Source organism: Sulfitobacter sp. M13, from assembly GCF_053474885.1.
This window is the reverse complement of record NZ_CM130281.1, coordinates 1,209,749-1,225,328: the sequence shown is the minus strand read 5'-3', so window position 1 is coordinate 1,225,328 and position 15,580 is coordinate 1,209,749. Positions and strand designations below refer to the sequence as shown.

12 protein-coding genes and 1 tRNA gene are annotated in these 15,580 nt (G+C 59.7%); 9 read left to right on the top strand and 4 right to left on the bottom strand.

Annotation, left to right across the window (positions count from 1 at the left end):
* The first annotated feature begins 82 nt into the window (after window positions 1-82).
* The 5 genes from ACVBAU_RS05805 to ACVBAU_RS05785 all read left to right on the top strand — a co-directional run bounded on the left by ACVBAU_RS05805 (window position 83) and on the right by ACVBAU_RS05785 (window position 4,178).
* A complete protein-coding gene (locus ACVBAU_RS05805) occupies window positions 83-697 on the top strand; it encodes a glutathione S-transferase family protein (protein WP_448328408.1) in 615 nt (204 codons plus the stop codon).
* A gap of 105 nt (window positions 698-802) precedes the next feature.
* Entirely contained in the window at window positions 803-1,888 is a 1,086-nt protein-coding gene (locus ACVBAU_RS05800; protein ID WP_448328406.1) for an NAD(P)/FAD-dependent oxidoreductase, read from the top strand.
* The gene (locus tag ACVBAU_RS05795; RefSeq protein WP_448328404.1) at window positions 1,885-2,535 is read left to right on the top strand and encodes a DUF938 domain-containing protein; all 651 of its coding nucleotides are present in this window, start codon (window positions 1,885-1,887) and stop codon (window positions 2,533-2,535) included. Before ACVBAU_RS05800 ends, ACVBAU_RS05795 begins: the two co-directional genes overlap by 4 nt.
* A 2-nt stretch (window positions 2,536-2,537) precedes the next feature.
* Window positions 2,538-3,320: a glycoside hydrolase family 25 protein gene (locus ACVBAU_RS05790; RefSeq protein WP_448328402.1), complete on the top strand. Its 783-nt coding sequence runs from the start codon at window positions 2,538-2,540 to the stop codon at window positions 3,318-3,320.
* Between the two features lie 90 nt (window positions 3,321-3,410).
* Window positions 3,411-4,178 carry an HNH endonuclease gene (locus ACVBAU_RS05785; RefSeq protein ID WP_448328400.1) on the top strand — a complete coding sequence of 256 codons (768 nt, stop codon included), beginning with the start codon at window positions 3,411-3,413 and terminating at the stop codon, window positions 4,176-4,178.
* 9 nt (window positions 4,179-4,187) lie between these two features.
* Here the strand turns inward: ACVBAU_RS05785 and ACVBAU_RS05780 are convergent, their stop codons facing one another.
* The 4 genes from ACVBAU_RS05780 to ACVBAU_RS05765 all read right to left on the bottom strand — a co-directional run bounded on the left by ACVBAU_RS05780 (window position 4,188) and on the right by ACVBAU_RS05765 (window position 11,209).
* A complete protein-coding gene (locus tag ACVBAU_RS05780) occupies window positions 4,188-6,680 on the bottom strand; it encodes a GcvT family protein (protein WP_448328398.1) in 2,493 nt (830 codons plus the stop codon).
* 206 nt (window positions 6,681-6,886) lie between these two features.
* On the bottom strand, window positions 6,887-8,299 hold the full coding sequence (locus ACVBAU_RS05775) for an FAD-binding oxidoreductase (protein ID WP_335745087.1): 1,413 nt from the start codon (window positions 8,297-8,299) through the stop codon (window positions 6,887-6,889).
* A gap of 30 nt (window positions 8,300-8,329) precedes the next feature.
* The gene (ggt, locus tag ACVBAU_RS05770) at window positions 8,330-10,066 is read right to left on the bottom strand and encodes a gamma-glutamyltransferase (protein WP_448328912.1); all 1,737 of its coding nucleotides are present in this window, start codon (window positions 10,064-10,066) and stop codon (window positions 8,330-8,332) included.
* A gap of 156 nt (window positions 10,067-10,222) precedes the next feature.
* A complete protein-coding gene (locus ACVBAU_RS05765) occupies window positions 10,223-11,209 on the bottom strand; it encodes a 2-hydroxyacid dehydrogenase (protein ID WP_138924034.1) in 987 nt (328 codons plus the stop codon).
* A 126-nt stretch (window positions 11,210-11,335) separates the two neighbouring features.
* Here ACVBAU_RS05765 and ACVBAU_RS05760 point away from each other — a divergent pair, with 126 nt between their 5' ends.
* The 4 genes from ACVBAU_RS05760 (at window position 11,336) to ACVBAU_RS05745 (ending at window position 15,546) form a co-directional block, all read left to right on the top strand.
* Window positions 11,336-11,842 (top strand): SH3 domain-containing protein, encoded by a 507-nt coding sequence (locus ACVBAU_RS05760; RefSeq protein WP_093734334.1) that lies wholly within the window; start codon window positions 11,336-11,338, stop codon window positions 11,840-11,842.
* Between the two features lie 71 nt (window positions 11,843-11,913).
* Entirely contained in the window at window positions 11,914-12,903 is a 990-nt protein-coding gene (locus ACVBAU_RS05755; RefSeq protein ID WP_335745085.1) for an NADPH:quinone reductase, read from the top strand.
* A gap of 331 nt (window positions 12,904-13,234) precedes the next feature.
* Window positions 13,235-13,309: transfer RNA gene (locus ACVBAU_RS05750), tRNA-Gln, on the top strand.
* A gap of 56 nt (window positions 13,310-13,365) precedes the next feature.
* Complete coding sequence (locus tag ACVBAU_RS05745) at window positions 13,366-15,546, top strand: tyrosine-type recombinase/integrase (protein WP_448328395.1); 2,181 nt, start codon at window positions 13,366-13,368, stop codon at window positions 15,544-15,546.
* The last annotated feature ends 34 nt before the right edge of the window (window positions 15,547-15,580 follow it).

Genomic DNA, 15,580 nt, shown 5'->3' with positions numbered 1-15,580 from the left:
GCACCCCCGCGCCACCCGTCAAAGGCAGCGCGGGGGTGCATCCCCACTATTCATCCGGCGGCAACACGCTATCATCAGCGTCATGATTAAAATCCACCACCTGAACCGGTCCCGCTCTCATCGCATTTTGTGGCTGCTCGAAGAAATCGGCGCGCCCTATGATGTCATTCCCTATAGCCGCGATGCCAAGACCAACCTCGCCCCGCCCGCGCTCAAGTACGTGCACCCGTTGGGCAAATCTCCCATGGTCGAGATTGACGGCACGCTGATTGCCGAGAGTGCCGCAATTACCGAAGTGCTCTGCACCCGTTTCGCCCCCGAGATGATCCCGGATCGCGACAGCCCCGCCTATCTGCAGCATCTTGAACTGATGCACTTCGCCGAAGGGTCCGCCATGACGCCGATCCTGCTGAACCTCTATGTCAGCCGCTTGGGTGACGCCGGTGCGCCGCTGCATCCGCGTATCACCTCCGAGCTGGACAGCCACTATAGCTATATGAACAGCCGCGTGCGGGCGTCAGGGCACTTTGTGCAGGATACGCTGTCGGCTGCCGACATTATGCTCAGCTTTCCGGCAGAGATCGCGATGCAGCAAGGACGCGCCAAGGATTATCCGGCGCTGGCGGGCTTTGTCGAGATGATCCACGCGCGCCCCGCCTACGGTCGCGCAACAGAGCGTGGCAAGACCGACGCCTAACCGCGCGGTTGCACGTCCCACCGGCCCGTGTCACCCATATGCGAACAGCTTGGGGCCGGTGAGACAGCCCCAAGCGGAAACCAGTGCAATGGACAGGGGGCGCATATGACACAGCACACATCCGATATCCTTGTCATCGGCGGTGGCATCGCAGGCATTTCGGCAGCGGCGCGCCTGTCCGGTGACGCCCAAGTCACGGTGATCGAAGGGGAAAAAGCGCTTGGCTATCACGCCTCGGGCCGCTCTGCCGCCTTGATCGAAGAGAACTACGGTGCCCCCTCTGTGCAGGCGCTGAACCGCGCCACCATCGGCTATCTGCGCGACGGCGGGTATCTCACACCACGCGGTCTGATGATCATCGCGGATCGCCACGAGGAAGAGGCGTTTCATACCGATCTCGCGCATATGGGCGTTGAACAGATCACCCCCGACGACGCACTGCGCCTTGTCCCGATCCTCGCTGCGGAACGGATCGCTTTTGCGGGCTATCACGCCGACGCCCATGATATTGATACCGACCGCCTGCTGCAGGATTTCGCCAAGGACCTGCGCCGCAACGGCGGGCGCATTTACACTGGGCATCCCGTGACCGCGATCGCCCGCACCGGCGACATGTGGGAGGTCACCGCAGGCCCGCAAACCTACCACGCGAAGAAACTGGTGAATGCCGCCGGAGCGTGGGCCGATCAGATCGCCATTCTGGCAGGCGTCGCCCCACTGGGGATCACGCCCCTACGGCGGTCGATGGCGCGGATCGCGGCACCAGGTGGGTACGACCTGTCGCTCTGGCCGATGTTTTTTGGCGTGGGCGAAACGTGGTACGCCAAGCCCGACGCGGGCGCGCTGTTGATCTCGCCTGCCGAAGAGGACCCGACCGACCCCCATGATGCGTGGGCCGACGACATGGTGCTGGCCGAGGGGCTGGAGCGGTATCAGAATATGGTCGCCGTGCCGCTCACCAAACCCATCTCGACGTGGGCGGGACTGCGCAGTTTTTCCCCTGACCGCACGCTGGTGCTTGGCCCCGATCCCGCCATGCCCGATTTTATCTGGAGCGCGGGACAAGGCGGATACGGCTTCCAGACCAGCGCTGCCGCATCGCAATTGGTGGCCGATCTGACCCTCGGCAATACCCCATCCCTGCCCGACACGGTGGTCGCGGCACTGCGCCCAGAAAGGCTACGCCCATGACCGGCAAGCTTCCCCCCTCCGCCAGCGTGGCGATCCCCGCCAGTGGCGCGATGCTGCACGCGCCCGCTGCCGACCGGAACAAAGACGCCCTGTGTGATCTGCTGCGCGAACACGCGCCGCAAAAAGGGCGCGCGCTCGAGATCGCCAGCGGCACAGGCCAGCATATCGCCGCCTTTGCCCGTGCCCTGCCAAACCTGCAGTGGCAACCGACTGAACCCGCACCCGACCGCCGCGCCAGCATTGACGCCTATATCACCAAAGCGGCCTTGCCCAATGTCGCCCCCGCAGCACCGCTCGACGCCACGGCGACGGGTTGGCACGAAACGCTGCCTGCGCAAGACCTGATCTTTTTTGCCAACCTTTTGCATCTGATCCCGACGGACGCGGCCCAGCGTGTCATCTCCGAAGCCGCCCTGGCCCTCGCCCCCGGCGGCGCGTTGATCTTCTATGGCCCGTTCCGCCGCGACGGCATCCTCACCTCGGAGGGAGACCTGAGGTTCGACGCCGAGCTGCGTTCCGCCGACCCTGCTATTGGCTACAAGGATACGGTCGACATCACACGTTGGCTCAGCAATGCTGGGCTAAGCCCTATCGACCTCATCGAGATGCCTGCCAACAATTTGGCCTTTATCGCACGAAAGCCGTAACCATGCCCCGACTACGCGTTCTTGCCTTGCTCTGTTCTCTTGCCCTCTCTGCTTGTGGCGCGCCGCAGATCTCTGTGCCCTTGGGGGATGTGACGGCGGCTAATTTTGGCGACCGCAAGCCGTTTGATTGGTCTGGCCAAAGCCCCGACCGTTATGCTGTGCACGGAATCGACGTGGCCCGTTTTCAAGACCCGCTGAACTGGGGCGAAGCACGGGTTTCGGGAGTGAACTTTGCCTTTATCAAAGCAACCGAAGGCGGCGATCTGCTGGACCCGATGTTCCAGAACCACTGGGACGGCGCAGGCCGTGCTGGCGTTGCTCGCGGGGCCTATCACTTCTACTATTTCTGCTCGACGCCAGAAAAACAGGCCCGTTGGTTCATCGAAAACGTGCCCAAGACCGCAGGCATGCTGCCCCCAGTGTTGGATCTTGAATGGAACCCGTTTTCGCCCACCTGCACACTGCGCCCGCCCGCCGAAACCGTGCGCAAGAACACCCTAATTTTTCTGCGCATCCTCAAGGCGCACTACGGCCAGCAACCGATTATCTACACGGCACCTGATTTTTACGAGACCAACCAGTTGGGGCGTCTGCGCGATGTGGAATTCTGGCTCCGCTCCACCGCCGCGCACCCGTCCGAGAAATACCCGAATGAACGCTGGACCTTCTGGCAATATACCAGCACAGGCCGCGTGACCGGCGCGCAGGGCGACATCGACATCAACGTCTACGCCGGCAGCCCCGCCAGCTGGAAAAGCTGGCTCGCACGGCGGCAGGTGCGGTAAGGCGCGAAAGCAATCTATCAGGGCGCTACCTTGGACATTGCAATTATAAAGTGAACCTGTCACGATTTCTCAAGCGGAAATGGCAGGCACATGGCGACGCGTCGAAACTGGACCGAAGACGAGGTAACAGAGGCTTTGTCGCTGTATCTGCTGCTGCCCTTTGGCAAGTTCCACTCTGCCACACCGCAAATTATCCGCATGGCCGAACGGATCGGGCGCACGCCGTCGTCTGTGGCGATGAAACTGTCCAACCTCGCCGCATTGGACGAAACGCTGCCGCAAAAGGGGCTCGCCAATCTGTCAGCGCTGGACCGGCAGATGTGGGCGCGATATCGGCAGGATCCCTCCTTTGTATTTGCCGCCTATGAAGCACAGCTTGAGCCGCCAAAGTCCCAGATGCCCGGTTTTTCGGAGCAGCGGCAAGCAGACTGGATCGCCAAGCAATCAGAGGTCACCCGACGTGCGGTGGTGCAGCGCCGCGGTCAAAGCTTCTTCCGCGAGATGATCATGAACAACTACCGGTCACGCTGCGCGCTGACAGGGATCGATGACGCGCGTCTTCTGACCGCAAGCCACATTGTCGGGTGGCAAGAGAACGAGGCGCAGCGGTTTTACCCTGAAAACGGTATCTGTCTGAACGCCCTGCATGATCGCGCCTTTGACCGGCATCTGATCAGTTTTGACGACGACTACCGCATGCTCATCGCCGATGACATGCCTGATGAAGCCAAACGCAAGCTAACTGTCGGAGCCTCCGAAAGCCTGCAACTGCCCGAGCGGTTCCTGCCCGATCCTGCGTATCTACAACATCATCGGCAGCGCATGGCCGAGCGGCAGAACAGGCCGCCGCTCGGTTAAGGTCAGGCTCTAGCCATCCACGCGGATCGTCGCGTTCTTGGGATCATAAGGACTGTCCTCGACGATCTCCGCGTCCCACAGCTGGTCGAACATCTTGATCTTTAGCTTGGTCCCGACCACGGCGATCTCGGGTTTGACATAGCCCATGCCGATGGATTTACCGAATGCCACCGAATACCCGCCCGAGGTCAGACGGCCCACACGTGTGTCCCCATGGTACAACACTTCGCGGCCCCAGGGATCGGCATCCTCTGGCCCGTCAATCAAGATCGTCACACATTTACTGCGGATGCCATGCGCCTGCATCGCGTCCTTGCCGTGGAACTCTTTCGACAAATCAACAAAGCGCGGCAGATCGGCCTCAAGCGGGGTCGCGTCACGGCCCAGCTCGTTGCCGAAGGCGCGGTATGATTTTTCCTGCCGCAACCAGTTCTGCGCCCGTGCACCGACCAGCTTCATCCCGTGTTTCTCGCCGGCTTTCTCCAGCAGATCGAACAGGTGGTTCTGCATCTCGATCGGGTGGTGCAGCTCCCAGCCCAGCTCTCCGGTATAGGCGACGCGGATGGCGCGCACGGGGACCATCCCCAGCTCGATTTTGCGCATGGTCAGCCAAGGGAACCGCTTGTTGCTGAGCACCGTTTCGGGATCAGCGTCCTTGATGATTTCCTTCAGCACGTCACGCGATTTCGGACCGGCAATGGCGAAAACACCCCATTGTGTGGTGACATCATGGCATTCAATATAGCCAAACTCTGGCGCTTTATCGGCGATGGCCTTGCGTAGGAAATCGCTGTCATAGGCGGTCCAGGCACCCGCAGACACAAGGTAGTATTCATCCTGCGCCAGACGCACGATGGTATATTCGGTACGCGTGGTACCGTTGATGGTCAGCGCATAGGTCAGGTTGATCCGCCCGACGGACGGCAGCTTGTTACACGTGAACCAGCTCAGGAATTCCGTCGCCCCAGGCCCTTTGACCAGATGCTTGGTAAAGGCTGTGGCATCGATCAACCCCACGCCTTCGCGGATCGCCTTGGCTTCCTCTACCACATGCTCCCACCACGCGCCGCGCCGGAACGACCGGCTGGCGTGATCGTCAAAGCCCATGGGCGCAAAATAGTTCGGACGCTCCCAGCCATTCACATGACCAAACTGCGCACCACGGGCGGCTTGACGGTCATAGGCGGGCGAGATGCGTAAGGGGCGACACGCAGGGCGTTCTTCGTCGGGATGGTGCAGGATATAGACGTGCTCATACGCTTCTTCGTTCTTGCGCGCGGCATATTCGGTGGTCATCCAGTCGCCATAGCGTTTGGGGTCCAGTGATGCCATGTCGATCTCGGCCTCGCCCTCGACCATCATCTGCGCAAGGTAATACCCCGTCCCCCCCGCAGCCGTAATCCCAAAGGAAAACCCTTCGGCCAGCCACATGTTGCGCAGCCCCGGTGCCGGACCAACCAGCGGGTTCCCATCAGGCGTATAACAAATCGGCCCGTTGAAATCGTCTTTCAGCCCGGAGTCGGCGCAGGACGGCACACGTTCGGCCATCGCCATATACTGATCCGCGATCCGGTCCAGATCCAGCGGGAAAAGATCGGCCCGGAAGCTGTCCGGCACTCCGTACTCAAACCGCGCTGGCGCGCCGTGCTCGTAGATGCCCAGAATCCAGCCGCCCCGTTCTTCGCGCGCATAGGATTCATTGTCGGCGTCACGCACAACCGGATGCTCCGGATTGCCCTGCGCGCGCCACTTGACCAGCTCAGGGTCCTGATCCATCACGATAAACGTATGTTCCACCGGAATGGCAGGCATCTTGATCCCAAGCATCTGAGCCGTCCGCTGCGCGTGGTTGCCAGAGGCCGTCACGACGTGTTCGGCGGTGATAACGATCTGCTCATCGGTAGGCACCAGGTTGCCGCCACGTTCTGCCATCTTAGTGCATGTGACTTCCCAGGCATCCCCATTCCAGTGAAACGCATCCGCCTGCCACTTGCGCTCAATCATCACACCGCGCTGCCGCGCCCCTTTTGCCATCGCCATGGTGACATCGGCGGGGTTAATGTAGCCGTCGGTATCGTGATACAGTGCGCCTTTCAGATCGTCGGTCTTGATCAGCGGCCATTTAGCTTTGACTTCGTCGGGCGTCATGAATGTGTACGGTACGCCACAGGTTTCTGCCGTTGAGGCATAGAGCATGTATTCGTCCATGCGCGCGTCCGTCTGCGCCATGCGCAGGTTGCCGACCACGGCAAAGCCCGCGTTCAGACCGGTTTCTTCCTCAAGCGTTTTATAGAACTTGATCGAATAGTCATGGATGTGCGTGGTGGCAAAGGACATGTTAAAATAGGGCAGCAACCCCGCTGCATGCCAGGTAGAGCCGGACGTCAGCTCGTCCCGCTCAAGCAGCATGACATCATCCCATCCGGCGCGGGCCAGATGATAGGCAATCGACGTGCCGACGGCGCCGCCGCCCACTACCAGTGCTTTGACTTGAGTTTTCATGAATCCGATGCTCCGCCAGAATAGGTCTTAGCGACATTTAGCAGCCCTTGCGCAAAACGCAGAACCCAGCCGACCAAAGACAGCACAAATGCGACCAACGTTGAAAAACTCGCGCACCCGCCGCTTCCAAATGGCAATAAATCCCCGCCGGAGGCATCGCGTCCCTGCCCTAGGCAGGGACCAACTTCGAACTTTGCGCTAGCCTGTCACGCGACGGCTTCGGGTAGAATCTTGCCCGGGTTCATAATGTTATCGGGGTCCAGCGCCCGTTTGATCGCCCCCATGACATCGACCGCGGCGCCAAGCTCTTTGACCAGATAGGGGCGTTTGCCCTGCCCGATGCCATGCTCGCCCGTACACGTTCCCTCCATCGAGATCGCCATCTCGTTGAGCCAGCTGATAAAGCTTTCGGCGCGGGCGACCTCCCCCGCATTTTCCATATCCAGCAGCAGCGACGCGTGAAAATTGCCGTCGCCGGCGTGGCCCACGATGGGCGCGACCAATTCCAACTCGGCGGCCTTGGCGTTGGCCTGCCCTACTGCGTCTGCCAGCCGAGAGATCGGGACGCAAACATCGGTCGCTACCGCCTTGCACCCCGGACGCAGCGCCAAGATCGCCCAATAGGCATCGTGCCGCGCCTGCCACAGCTTGTTGCGCTCTTCCATCGTGGTGGTTGCCTGATAATCGGTGCCACCATTTTCTTCGGCAAGTGCTGCGAAGGTTTCTGTCTGTTCGACCACGCCCGCGTCAGAGCCGTGGAATTCAAGCAGCAACATCGGCGTTTCAGGCAGCGATAGCTTGGCATAGCCATTCACTGCGCGCACGACCAGCGCGTCCAGCAGCTCGATCCGCGCTACGGGCAAACCGTATTGGATGACACTTTGTACCGTTTCGCAGGCGGCCTCTACCGACGGAAAGGAACAGCGGGCCGAACTAATCGCCTCGGGGATGCCTTGCAGCTTGAGCGTGATCTCGGTGATGACCCCCAAAGTTCCCTCAGAGCCGACCATCAGCCGTGTTAGATCATACCCCGCAGACGATTTGCGCGCCCGCGCACCGGTGCGGATCACGGTGCCATCAGCCATCACCGCCTCTACGGCCAGCACGTTGTCTTTCATGGTGCCGTAGCGCACCGCGTTGGTGCCCGACGCCCGCGTCGCCGTCATCCCGCCAAGCGAGGCGTTGGCCCCCGGATCAATCGGAAAGAACAGGCCCTGATCGCGCAAATGGGTGTTCAGCGCCTCGCGGGTCACACCGGGTTGGACGCGACAGTCCAGATCGCCCGCGTTGACCTCGACCACACGGTCCATCTGGGTCAGATCAATCGACACGCCCCCCGCCGGCGCATTGACGTGCCCCTCAAGCGAGGTGCCGGTGCCGAAGGCGATGACCGGCACTTTATGCGCGGCACACACCTTGACCACGGCGGCGACATCATCGGTCGAGCGGGCAAAAACCACCGCATCGGGGGCCTGATTTCTGATCCAAGTTGTTGTGTGCCCGTGCTGTTCGCGGATCGCCTCACCGGTTTGAAACTGTGTGCCGAACTGCTGCTTGAGGATACCCAAGGCGGTGTCGATCCCGGTCTCGTTGCGGGGCATGTCGGTGGCCTGTGCCATATGGTCTTTCCTTTAGGTCAAAGTGGGCGATCACTCGCCAAGGGCGATACCTTCGCGGCGCGGATCTGCCCCGCCGCGCAGGTCGTCACCAATCGAAATCATGTGCAGCCCCGAGGTCAGTGCGCGTGTGTTCACCTCGTACCCAAGGGCTGTCAGCGCATCTGCCATTTTGGCAGTGTCAGTGCCTTCTTCTAAGTCATAGGGACCGAAACGGTTGATCGCATGGGGCAGCGCTGCGGCCTGCTGCACGTCCATGCCCCAGTCCAGATGCGCGATGATCGCTCCGGCGACATAGCCGATGATCCGGCTGCCACCGGGGCTGCCCACGGCCAGAACCGGCGCGCCATCCTTCATCACAATCGTCGGTGCCATCGACGACCGCGGTCGTTTTCCGGGCTCGACACGATTGGCAATCGGCACCCCGTCGGTGTGCGACCGGAAAGAGAAATCCGTCAGCTCGTTATTCAACAGAAACCCGCGTACCATCAGGCGGCTACCAAAGCCGTTCTCAATCGTCGTGGTCATGCTCGCCACATTGCCCATGCTATCAACAATCGACACATGCGAGGTCGAGGGCAGCTCGATAGAGATATCATCGGCAAGGTTTAGCGCGTGATCAAAAGCCGGCGCGCCCGCGGTCACTTCGGGCAGGGCGTCGTCGCCCCGCAACAGCTTGGCACGTTCCGCCAGATAGGTCGGGTCCAGCATTCCAGCCACCGGCACAGGCACATAATCGGTATCCGCGATATAGCGGCCCCGATCCGCAAAAGCGAGCCGCGAGGCATCGCCGATCAGCCGCAGCACCTGCGCGTCCGCCGGACCTGCGCCGAGGTCCGCATTTTCCAGCAGCCCCAGAATTTGCCCCACGGCCAGCGCGCCGGACGAGGGCGGCCCCATGCCGCAGACCTCGTGCCCGTGGTAGGGCGCACAGACGGCATCGCGCTCTTTGACCTGATAGATCGACAGATCGACTTCTGACAGCACACCGGGGTTGCCTTTGGCCCCTTGGACAGCCGCCACAATGTCACGGGCGATGTCACCGGTATAAAAGGCATCGCTCCCGCGTTTAGCCAGCGCCGCGACCGTGCGCGCATAGTCAGGGTTTTTCAGCGTATCCCCGGCCTGCACCGGCGTGCCGTTCGGCATGAAATAGGATGCTGTCGTTTCCGAAGTTGCCAGCCTTTCGGCGTCCTCCGCCACGAGCCCCGCAAGGCGTGGGGAAACGGCGAAACCCTTGTCGGCCAATGCGATGGACGGCGCGAGCAAATCAGCCCACGGCTGGTTGCCCCATTTTTCATGTGCAGCGGCCATCAACGCAGGCGTGCCCGGTGTTCCGACGGAACGCCCACCGACGACCGCATCAAAGAACCCCAGCGGGACACCCTGAGCATCCTGAAACAGCTGTGGCGTCACCGCCAGTGGTGCGGTTTCACGCCCGTCGAGTGTGGTCAGCTTGCCTGATGCCGCGTCATACCAGACCAAAAACGCCCCGCCCCCAAGGCCCGAGCTTTGCGGTTCAACCAGCCCCAGCATCGCTTGGACGGCGACCAGCGCATCGGCAGCGGTGCCGCCCTTGGCCAGCACATCTGCGCCTGCTTTCACAGCATGGGGATTGGCAGCGGCGACCATCCAGTTTTGTGCGACAACAGGTTTCCCTGCCGTCTTGGCGTCAAATGCGGCAGCGATCTGAGGGGATATGTCGGTAAAGGTACCTTGGCTTGCGCCTTCAGGGGCGACGCTGTCGGCGGCCTGCTGCGCCACCACCATACTGCCGGCAAAGCCAGCGACGACGATGGCAAAGCAGGTCTGCCCGATATGTTTTCCGATGTTTTTCACAAGCATGGTCCCCTCCCCGTTCCGGTGCCTAGGGCCAACCTACTTGTTTTTATCGCCAGCGCAAATTGAACCGCGCTGGCGCGTCGCTTACAGCATCGACGGGACAACCTGATCCGGTGGACGGTGCCCGTCTTCGAAGGTTTTGATGTTGATAATGACCTTTTCGCCCATCTCGACGCGGCCCTCTAGCGTGGCCGACCCCATATGCGGCAAGAGCACGACATTGGTCAGCTCGCGCAGACGCGGATTGATGGCTGTGCCGTGTTCATAAACGTCCAGCCCAGCCCCTTGCAGCTCCCCGGCGCGCAGCATCCGCGTGAGGGCATTTTCGTCGATAACTTCCCCCCGAGAGGTGTTTACGATCACCGCATCCGGCTTCATCAGTTTAAGCCGGCGGGCGTTCATCAGGTGGAAGGTGCTTGGGGTGTGGGGGCAGTTGATGCTCATCACGTCCATCCGCGCAACCATTTGATCAAGGCTTTCCCAATAGGTCGCGCCTAGGCTCTCTTCGATCTCGGGGCGCAGGCGGCGGCGGTTGTGGTAATGAACCTGCATCCCGAACGCGGCAGCGCGGCGCGCGACAGCTTGACCGATACGCCCCATCCCTAGAATGCCCAAGCGACGGCCGCTGACACGCCCCCCAAGCAACGCGGTCGGGGCCCAGCCCTGCCAGTCGCCTGACTGCATCTGCGCCATCCCTTCGGACATGCGCCGCGTCACGGCAAGAATCAGGGCCATGGTCATGTCTGCGGTGTCTTCGGTGAGCACACCGGGGGTGTTCGAGACCAAGATACCGCGCTGCCGGGCCGTCATCACGTCAATATGATCGACGCCCGCCCCGTAGTTCGCGATCAGTTTCAGCCGGTCCCCCGCCTGCCCGATCAGGGCCGCGTCAATTTCGTCGGTCACGGTGGGCACTAGAATATCCGCGGTTTTCATGGCTTCGCCCAGTTCAGAGCGGGTCATCGGCGTGTCATCTTCGCGCAACGTCACATTGAACAGTTCCGTCAATCGCTTTTCGACGACTTCCGGCAACCGTCGCGTGACTACAACACTTAGCGGTTGCTTTGACATTGTGGGCCTCCCAAATATGGCTTTGCACTGTGCTTGATGGCATGGTGTCCCAAGCAGAGACGAGGCACAAGAACCTCGCAGGGCAAAACTGCATTAAATCAACGGCAATAGACCAGACAGGCAGTCATGATACCGAAGTTACGTTCCGTCCTTTTAGGCGCTTTTGCAGCTGTTCACCTGTTCAGCGCCCCCGTTTATTCGGAAGAGGTCGGACAGGTGACGAACCTGCCGGTGCCCCGCTTTGTGTCTATGAAAGCCAGCGAGGGGAATGTGCGGCGCGGTCCTTCGCTGACGCACCGGATCGATTGGGTGTTCAAACATCGCGACCTGCCCCTGCGCATCACGGCAGAGCACGGCCACTGGCGCCGCGTCGAAGACCGCGACGGCATGGGCGGCTGGGTCCATTATTCCCTATTATCCGGCACGCGCACCGTTTTGGTCGAACAGGACCGCCTGCAATTGCGGGCGCGTCCCGACCCAAAGGCCCCTATCGAGGCAGAACTTGAACTGGGCGTGATCGCGCGGCTCGGGGCATGCGACCTTGAATGGTGCTACTTGCGGGTCGACGGCTTTAAGGGCTGGGCCCCCAAGGCGCGGCTGTGGGGCGTGGGCGCGCAAGAACTGCGCGACTAGCCCCGCAATTGCACATGGCGCGATCTTGGGCTTAGGTGACGCAACACCTTGCCCAATGATCAGGAGCCCCCATGCAAGCAGTCACCTATTCAACCCTTGGCGAAGCGCGTGACGTGCTGACCCTGACCGAAATGCCAACCCCCGCCCCAGCCGCGGACGAAGTGCTGGTCCGGCTGTCAGTATCGGGGGTAAACCCCTCTGACGTGAAATCCCGGCGCGGCCGCCCCGGCGTGACCCATCCGCCGTTCGATCAGGTGATCCCGCACAGCGATGGCGCCGGCGTGATCGAAGCAGTCGGCGCAGGTGTGGACCCCGCCCGCGTCGGCCAGCGCGTCTGGATCTGGAACGGACAATGGCAGCGGCCTTTCGGCACTGCCGCGACACATATCGCCCTGCCACAGGCGCAGGCGGTACCGCTGCCCGATGACGTGAGCTTTGAAACAGCGGCCAGCCTTGGCATCCCCGGATTGACCGCAGCCCATGCGGTATTCAACGGGGGGGATGTCGCCGGACAAACACTTCTTATTCAGGGGGGCGCGGGCACCGTCGGCTATCTGGCGGTACAATTCGCCACTTGGGCCGGCGCACGTGTCATCGCCACCACCGGGCAAAGCGGGGCCGAACGCGCAAAGTCCGCCGGTGCCGATGTGGTGGTAGATTATAGTGCGACCGATCTGGCGCAACAGGTGCTGGACGCCAACGGTGGCGCACCCGTCGACCAGATCATCGAGGTAGAGTTCGGCGCAAATATCGCGCTGGATGCCGAAGTGATCAAACCCAACGGGCGCATCGCGGCCTACGGGTCTGCCAAGGTGATGGAGCCGACACTCCCCTTCCTGCCCCTGCTCTTCAAGGCGGTCACCATCGACATCATCCTCGTCTACCTGCTGACCGAAACCGAACGTGCCTTGGCAATCGAAAAGACCCACCAAGCATTAGCCGACGGCGCGCTGCACTGTCCGGTAGAGCAGACCTTCGCACTATCGGACACGATCAAAGCACACGAGGCCGTCGAGGCCGGTGCCCGCGCCGGTGCCATCCTGATCGACTGCGAGGGTTAATCCAGGGCTGTCCGCAGCGATTGCCCTGAGCACTATATAAGAAAGAGGCCGGCGCAGCAGTCAGGGCCCGGCCTCTTTCCCCGCCCCTGATGTCTTGTCCCCGCTCTGCCCCATTTTCAGCGAGGGTCCGCCGCGATCGCAAGGCCTGCACAGACCGTGAAACTTCGCGACGCGCGACAGGCCTGACGCCTCGGACCACCGAAGCCCCCAGATTTTTACGCCCCCCCAAGCCTCGGGACCAGACAGATTAATAAATTCCAAGATTCCCACCACTTTTTGTCGATAAGGGTCTTGCGCCCCCCCGCAACCCAGACTAACTACGCCCACACGTTGGGATGTAGCCAAGTGGTAAGGCAACTGTTTTTGGTACAGTGTACCGTAGGTTCGAATCCTACCATCCCAGCCAACTTTCTTAGACACACTCGAAATAACAAAGACTTAACCAAGTCTGGTACGACGTGTGTGTCACAGCATTCTGAGACTGTGACACAGGGTGTGACACATGGCCTTGCGCGCTATGCCCAGCAGCATCGCGTTTCAGCCCGCCGAAACCACCGACAAAAACCTAAATATCGAGCCGGCCCCTACCTGATGCGTAGAGGCCGGATGTTTTATTTCCGTAAACGTTTGCCAATATGCATATCAAAATTCGGTTCAAACCAATTTATCTGTCTTTCTTTGCGAACCCACCTCCCGCTCGACGCCGTGAAGCGTGCCGCCAGGCTGCTTTCGGTCTACGAGAAAAAGGAGTTAGACTTCGTGGACGCACTGACCAAACAAAACTTGAGCCCCGATACCGCTAAAGCGATATTGTTGGAGGCAATGCGTGGCGAACTGAGTAAGATGGCCGCTGAAGAAAGCTTGGCCAATCCGGTATCTGATGCAGATATTGATCAACGGGTTGCAGCACTTGAGGCGGAAAACCGACACTTGCGTCAATCGGCCCGCAACAAGCAATGGGGTGACGTGCAGGTCCTTCTACAGAAGGCCAGTGCTTTGATTTCTGTAGATCTACAAGAGCCTATCTCTAACGATCTGGGGCAACGTGCCATTACGCTAAAGAGACGTCTCAACGATGTAAAAATCGCTATGGATGAAGGCGATGATGTGCGAACAGCCAGTCGAGACCTTTTGGCAGACCATGGCGTTGCGGAATTTGATGCTTTTATTAAGGCTCCTGTCCTCTTGTCCGAAGCAAAGTCCAAAACCGATGAGCTTTATCCCTCAAAAGATATGAAGCGGATTACATCTGGGGTTCACCGACTTCTGGAGGAATTCTTTGGCAACAGTCCCATCTCATTATTGACGAAAGTAAAACAGAAAGAATTTTTGGGGTGGGCTTCACGGTTGCCAAGAACTCAAGGCAGAAGTCATGGCAGGAACCGCCATGGGCAAGCCGGAAAAACCGTAACCAAGGCAGAAGAAATCTCGAAAGCCGATGCAGAGGACCTTCTTTGCTTAGAAGAAATTCGATTGATTGAAGGCGTTTCGGATGCCGAAAAGCGAGCGATGTTGGCGGATCGTCTTGTTCCACGCGTGACCATCAACACGTTTAAGAAATATCGCGACTCCATGAACCGCATGTTCAAATCGGCCAAGGAACTGGGTGCCGATGTACCAGAGACCATCTCATATTCCAAAATGGAACATCACATCAGATCTCTTGCGCCAGAGGACAAACTCTATGTCCGTGTCACGAAACCGAAGATCCGCATGCCTTGGACGAAAGAAAGGATTTCAAAGCTTCTATCGTGCCCGATTTACAGTGGCTGCGCGTCCGAACACCGTCGCTGGCAGCGCGGAAACCTCATCATTCGCGACGCAGACTATTGGGTGCCGCTGGTTGTTTTAACAATAGGATCTCGAATTGAAGAGATCCTATTGCTCAAACGAAGCGATGTTCGATTCCGTGATGGGATCTATTTATTGGCAATCGCATCAGGTGCAGACAATAGTGGTAAAACGGAAGACGCGAAGCGCCTCGTTCCTATCCCACAGATGCTGATCGATCTCGGATTCATCGAATGGTTTCAGTCTTTACAGCAAGATCACGGTATTCTTTTGTTCCCCGAGGCTGCCAGACGCTCCCAGTCCGGAGAAGTAAGTACTGCATATGGCAAGCACCTTCGCCGGATCTTCAATCACATTGGGATTGGCGATTTTGATGAGGATTTCTATGCGCTTCGGAAAACATTCTCGAGTGCCCTGAAGCGAGAGGACGTTGAGGAAGGCCAACGCCAAGCACTCGCAGGGCACAAGCATGGTTCAATCATCAACGTGCACTATACAGCGCATCACCTCAGTGACCTGAAGGATGCCGTCGATAAAGCAGATTTCAAACTACAAATCGGTAAAAAACGTCAGTATGGCTTTCCAGTGATCATATCATGCAATTTGGCGCAAGGCTCATCACTCGATGTAGAGATTACACTTGGTGAACTTTCTGAAGCGGATACCGTCGTTGTGCGTGACCCAAATCTGGCGCAACCGCTTTTCGAGCAGTCGGGTATTGGAAAACTATCGCATGAAAAGGTGCGGCAGTTAGCAGCAAGACTACGCGAAGTAACTGCGCTGCGCCCGTTGAACTTGCCAAAGAACACCATGAAGCGTGCTGGCTTTGAAGCCTTGCAGGCACGGGCCTGAGCTTTGTCAACGCTTGGCAGAAGTACTACGTCAA

What these genes read in the sequence shown, in the direction of transcription:
- ACVBAU_RS05805 (WP_448328408.1), top strand. Translation starts at nt 83, where the DNA reads ATGATTAAAATCCACCACCTGAACCGGTCCCGCTCTCATCGCATTTTG.
- ggt (WP_448328912.1), bottom strand. Translation starts at nt 10,066, where the DNA reads ATGGTGGTGGCGCAGCAGGCCGCCGACAGCGTCGCCCCTGAAGGCGCA.
- ACVBAU_RS05790 (WP_448328402.1), top strand. Translation starts at nt 2,538, where the DNA reads ATGCCCCGACTACGCGTTCTTGCCTTGCTCTGTTCTCTTGCCCTCTCT.
- ACVBAU_RS05800 (WP_448328406.1), top strand. Translation starts at nt 803, where the DNA reads ATGACACAGCACACATCCGATATCCTTGTCATCGGCGGTGGCATCGCA.
- ACVBAU_RS05765 (WP_138924034.1), bottom strand. Translation starts at nt 11,209, where the DNA reads ATGTCAAAGCAACCGCTAAGTGTTGTAGTCACGCGACGGTTGCCGGAA.
- ACVBAU_RS05760 (WP_093734334.1), top strand. Translation starts at nt 11,336, where the DNA reads ATGATACCGAAGTTACGTTCCGTCCTTTTAGGCGCTTTTGCAGCTGTT.
- ACVBAU_RS05775 (WP_335745087.1), bottom strand. Translation starts at nt 8,299, where the DNA reads ATGGCACAGGCCACCGACATGCCCCGCAACGAGACCGGGATCGACACC.
- ACVBAU_RS05785 (WP_448328400.1), top strand. Translation starts at nt 3,411, where the DNA reads ATGGCGACGCGTCGAAACTGGACCGAAGACGAGGTAACAGAGGCTTTG.
- ACVBAU_RS05755 (WP_335745085.1), top strand. Translation starts at nt 11,914, where the DNA reads ATGCAAGCAGTCACCTATTCAACCCTTGGCGAAGCGCGTGACGTGCTG.
- ACVBAU_RS05780 (WP_448328398.1), bottom strand. Translation starts at nt 6,680, where the DNA reads ATGAAAACTCAAGTCAAAGCACTGGTAGTGGGCGGCGGCGCCGTCGGC.
- ACVBAU_RS05795 (WP_448328404.1), top strand. Translation starts at nt 1,885, where the DNA reads ATGACCGGCAAGCTTCCCCCCTCCGCCAGCGTGGCGATCCCCGCCAGT.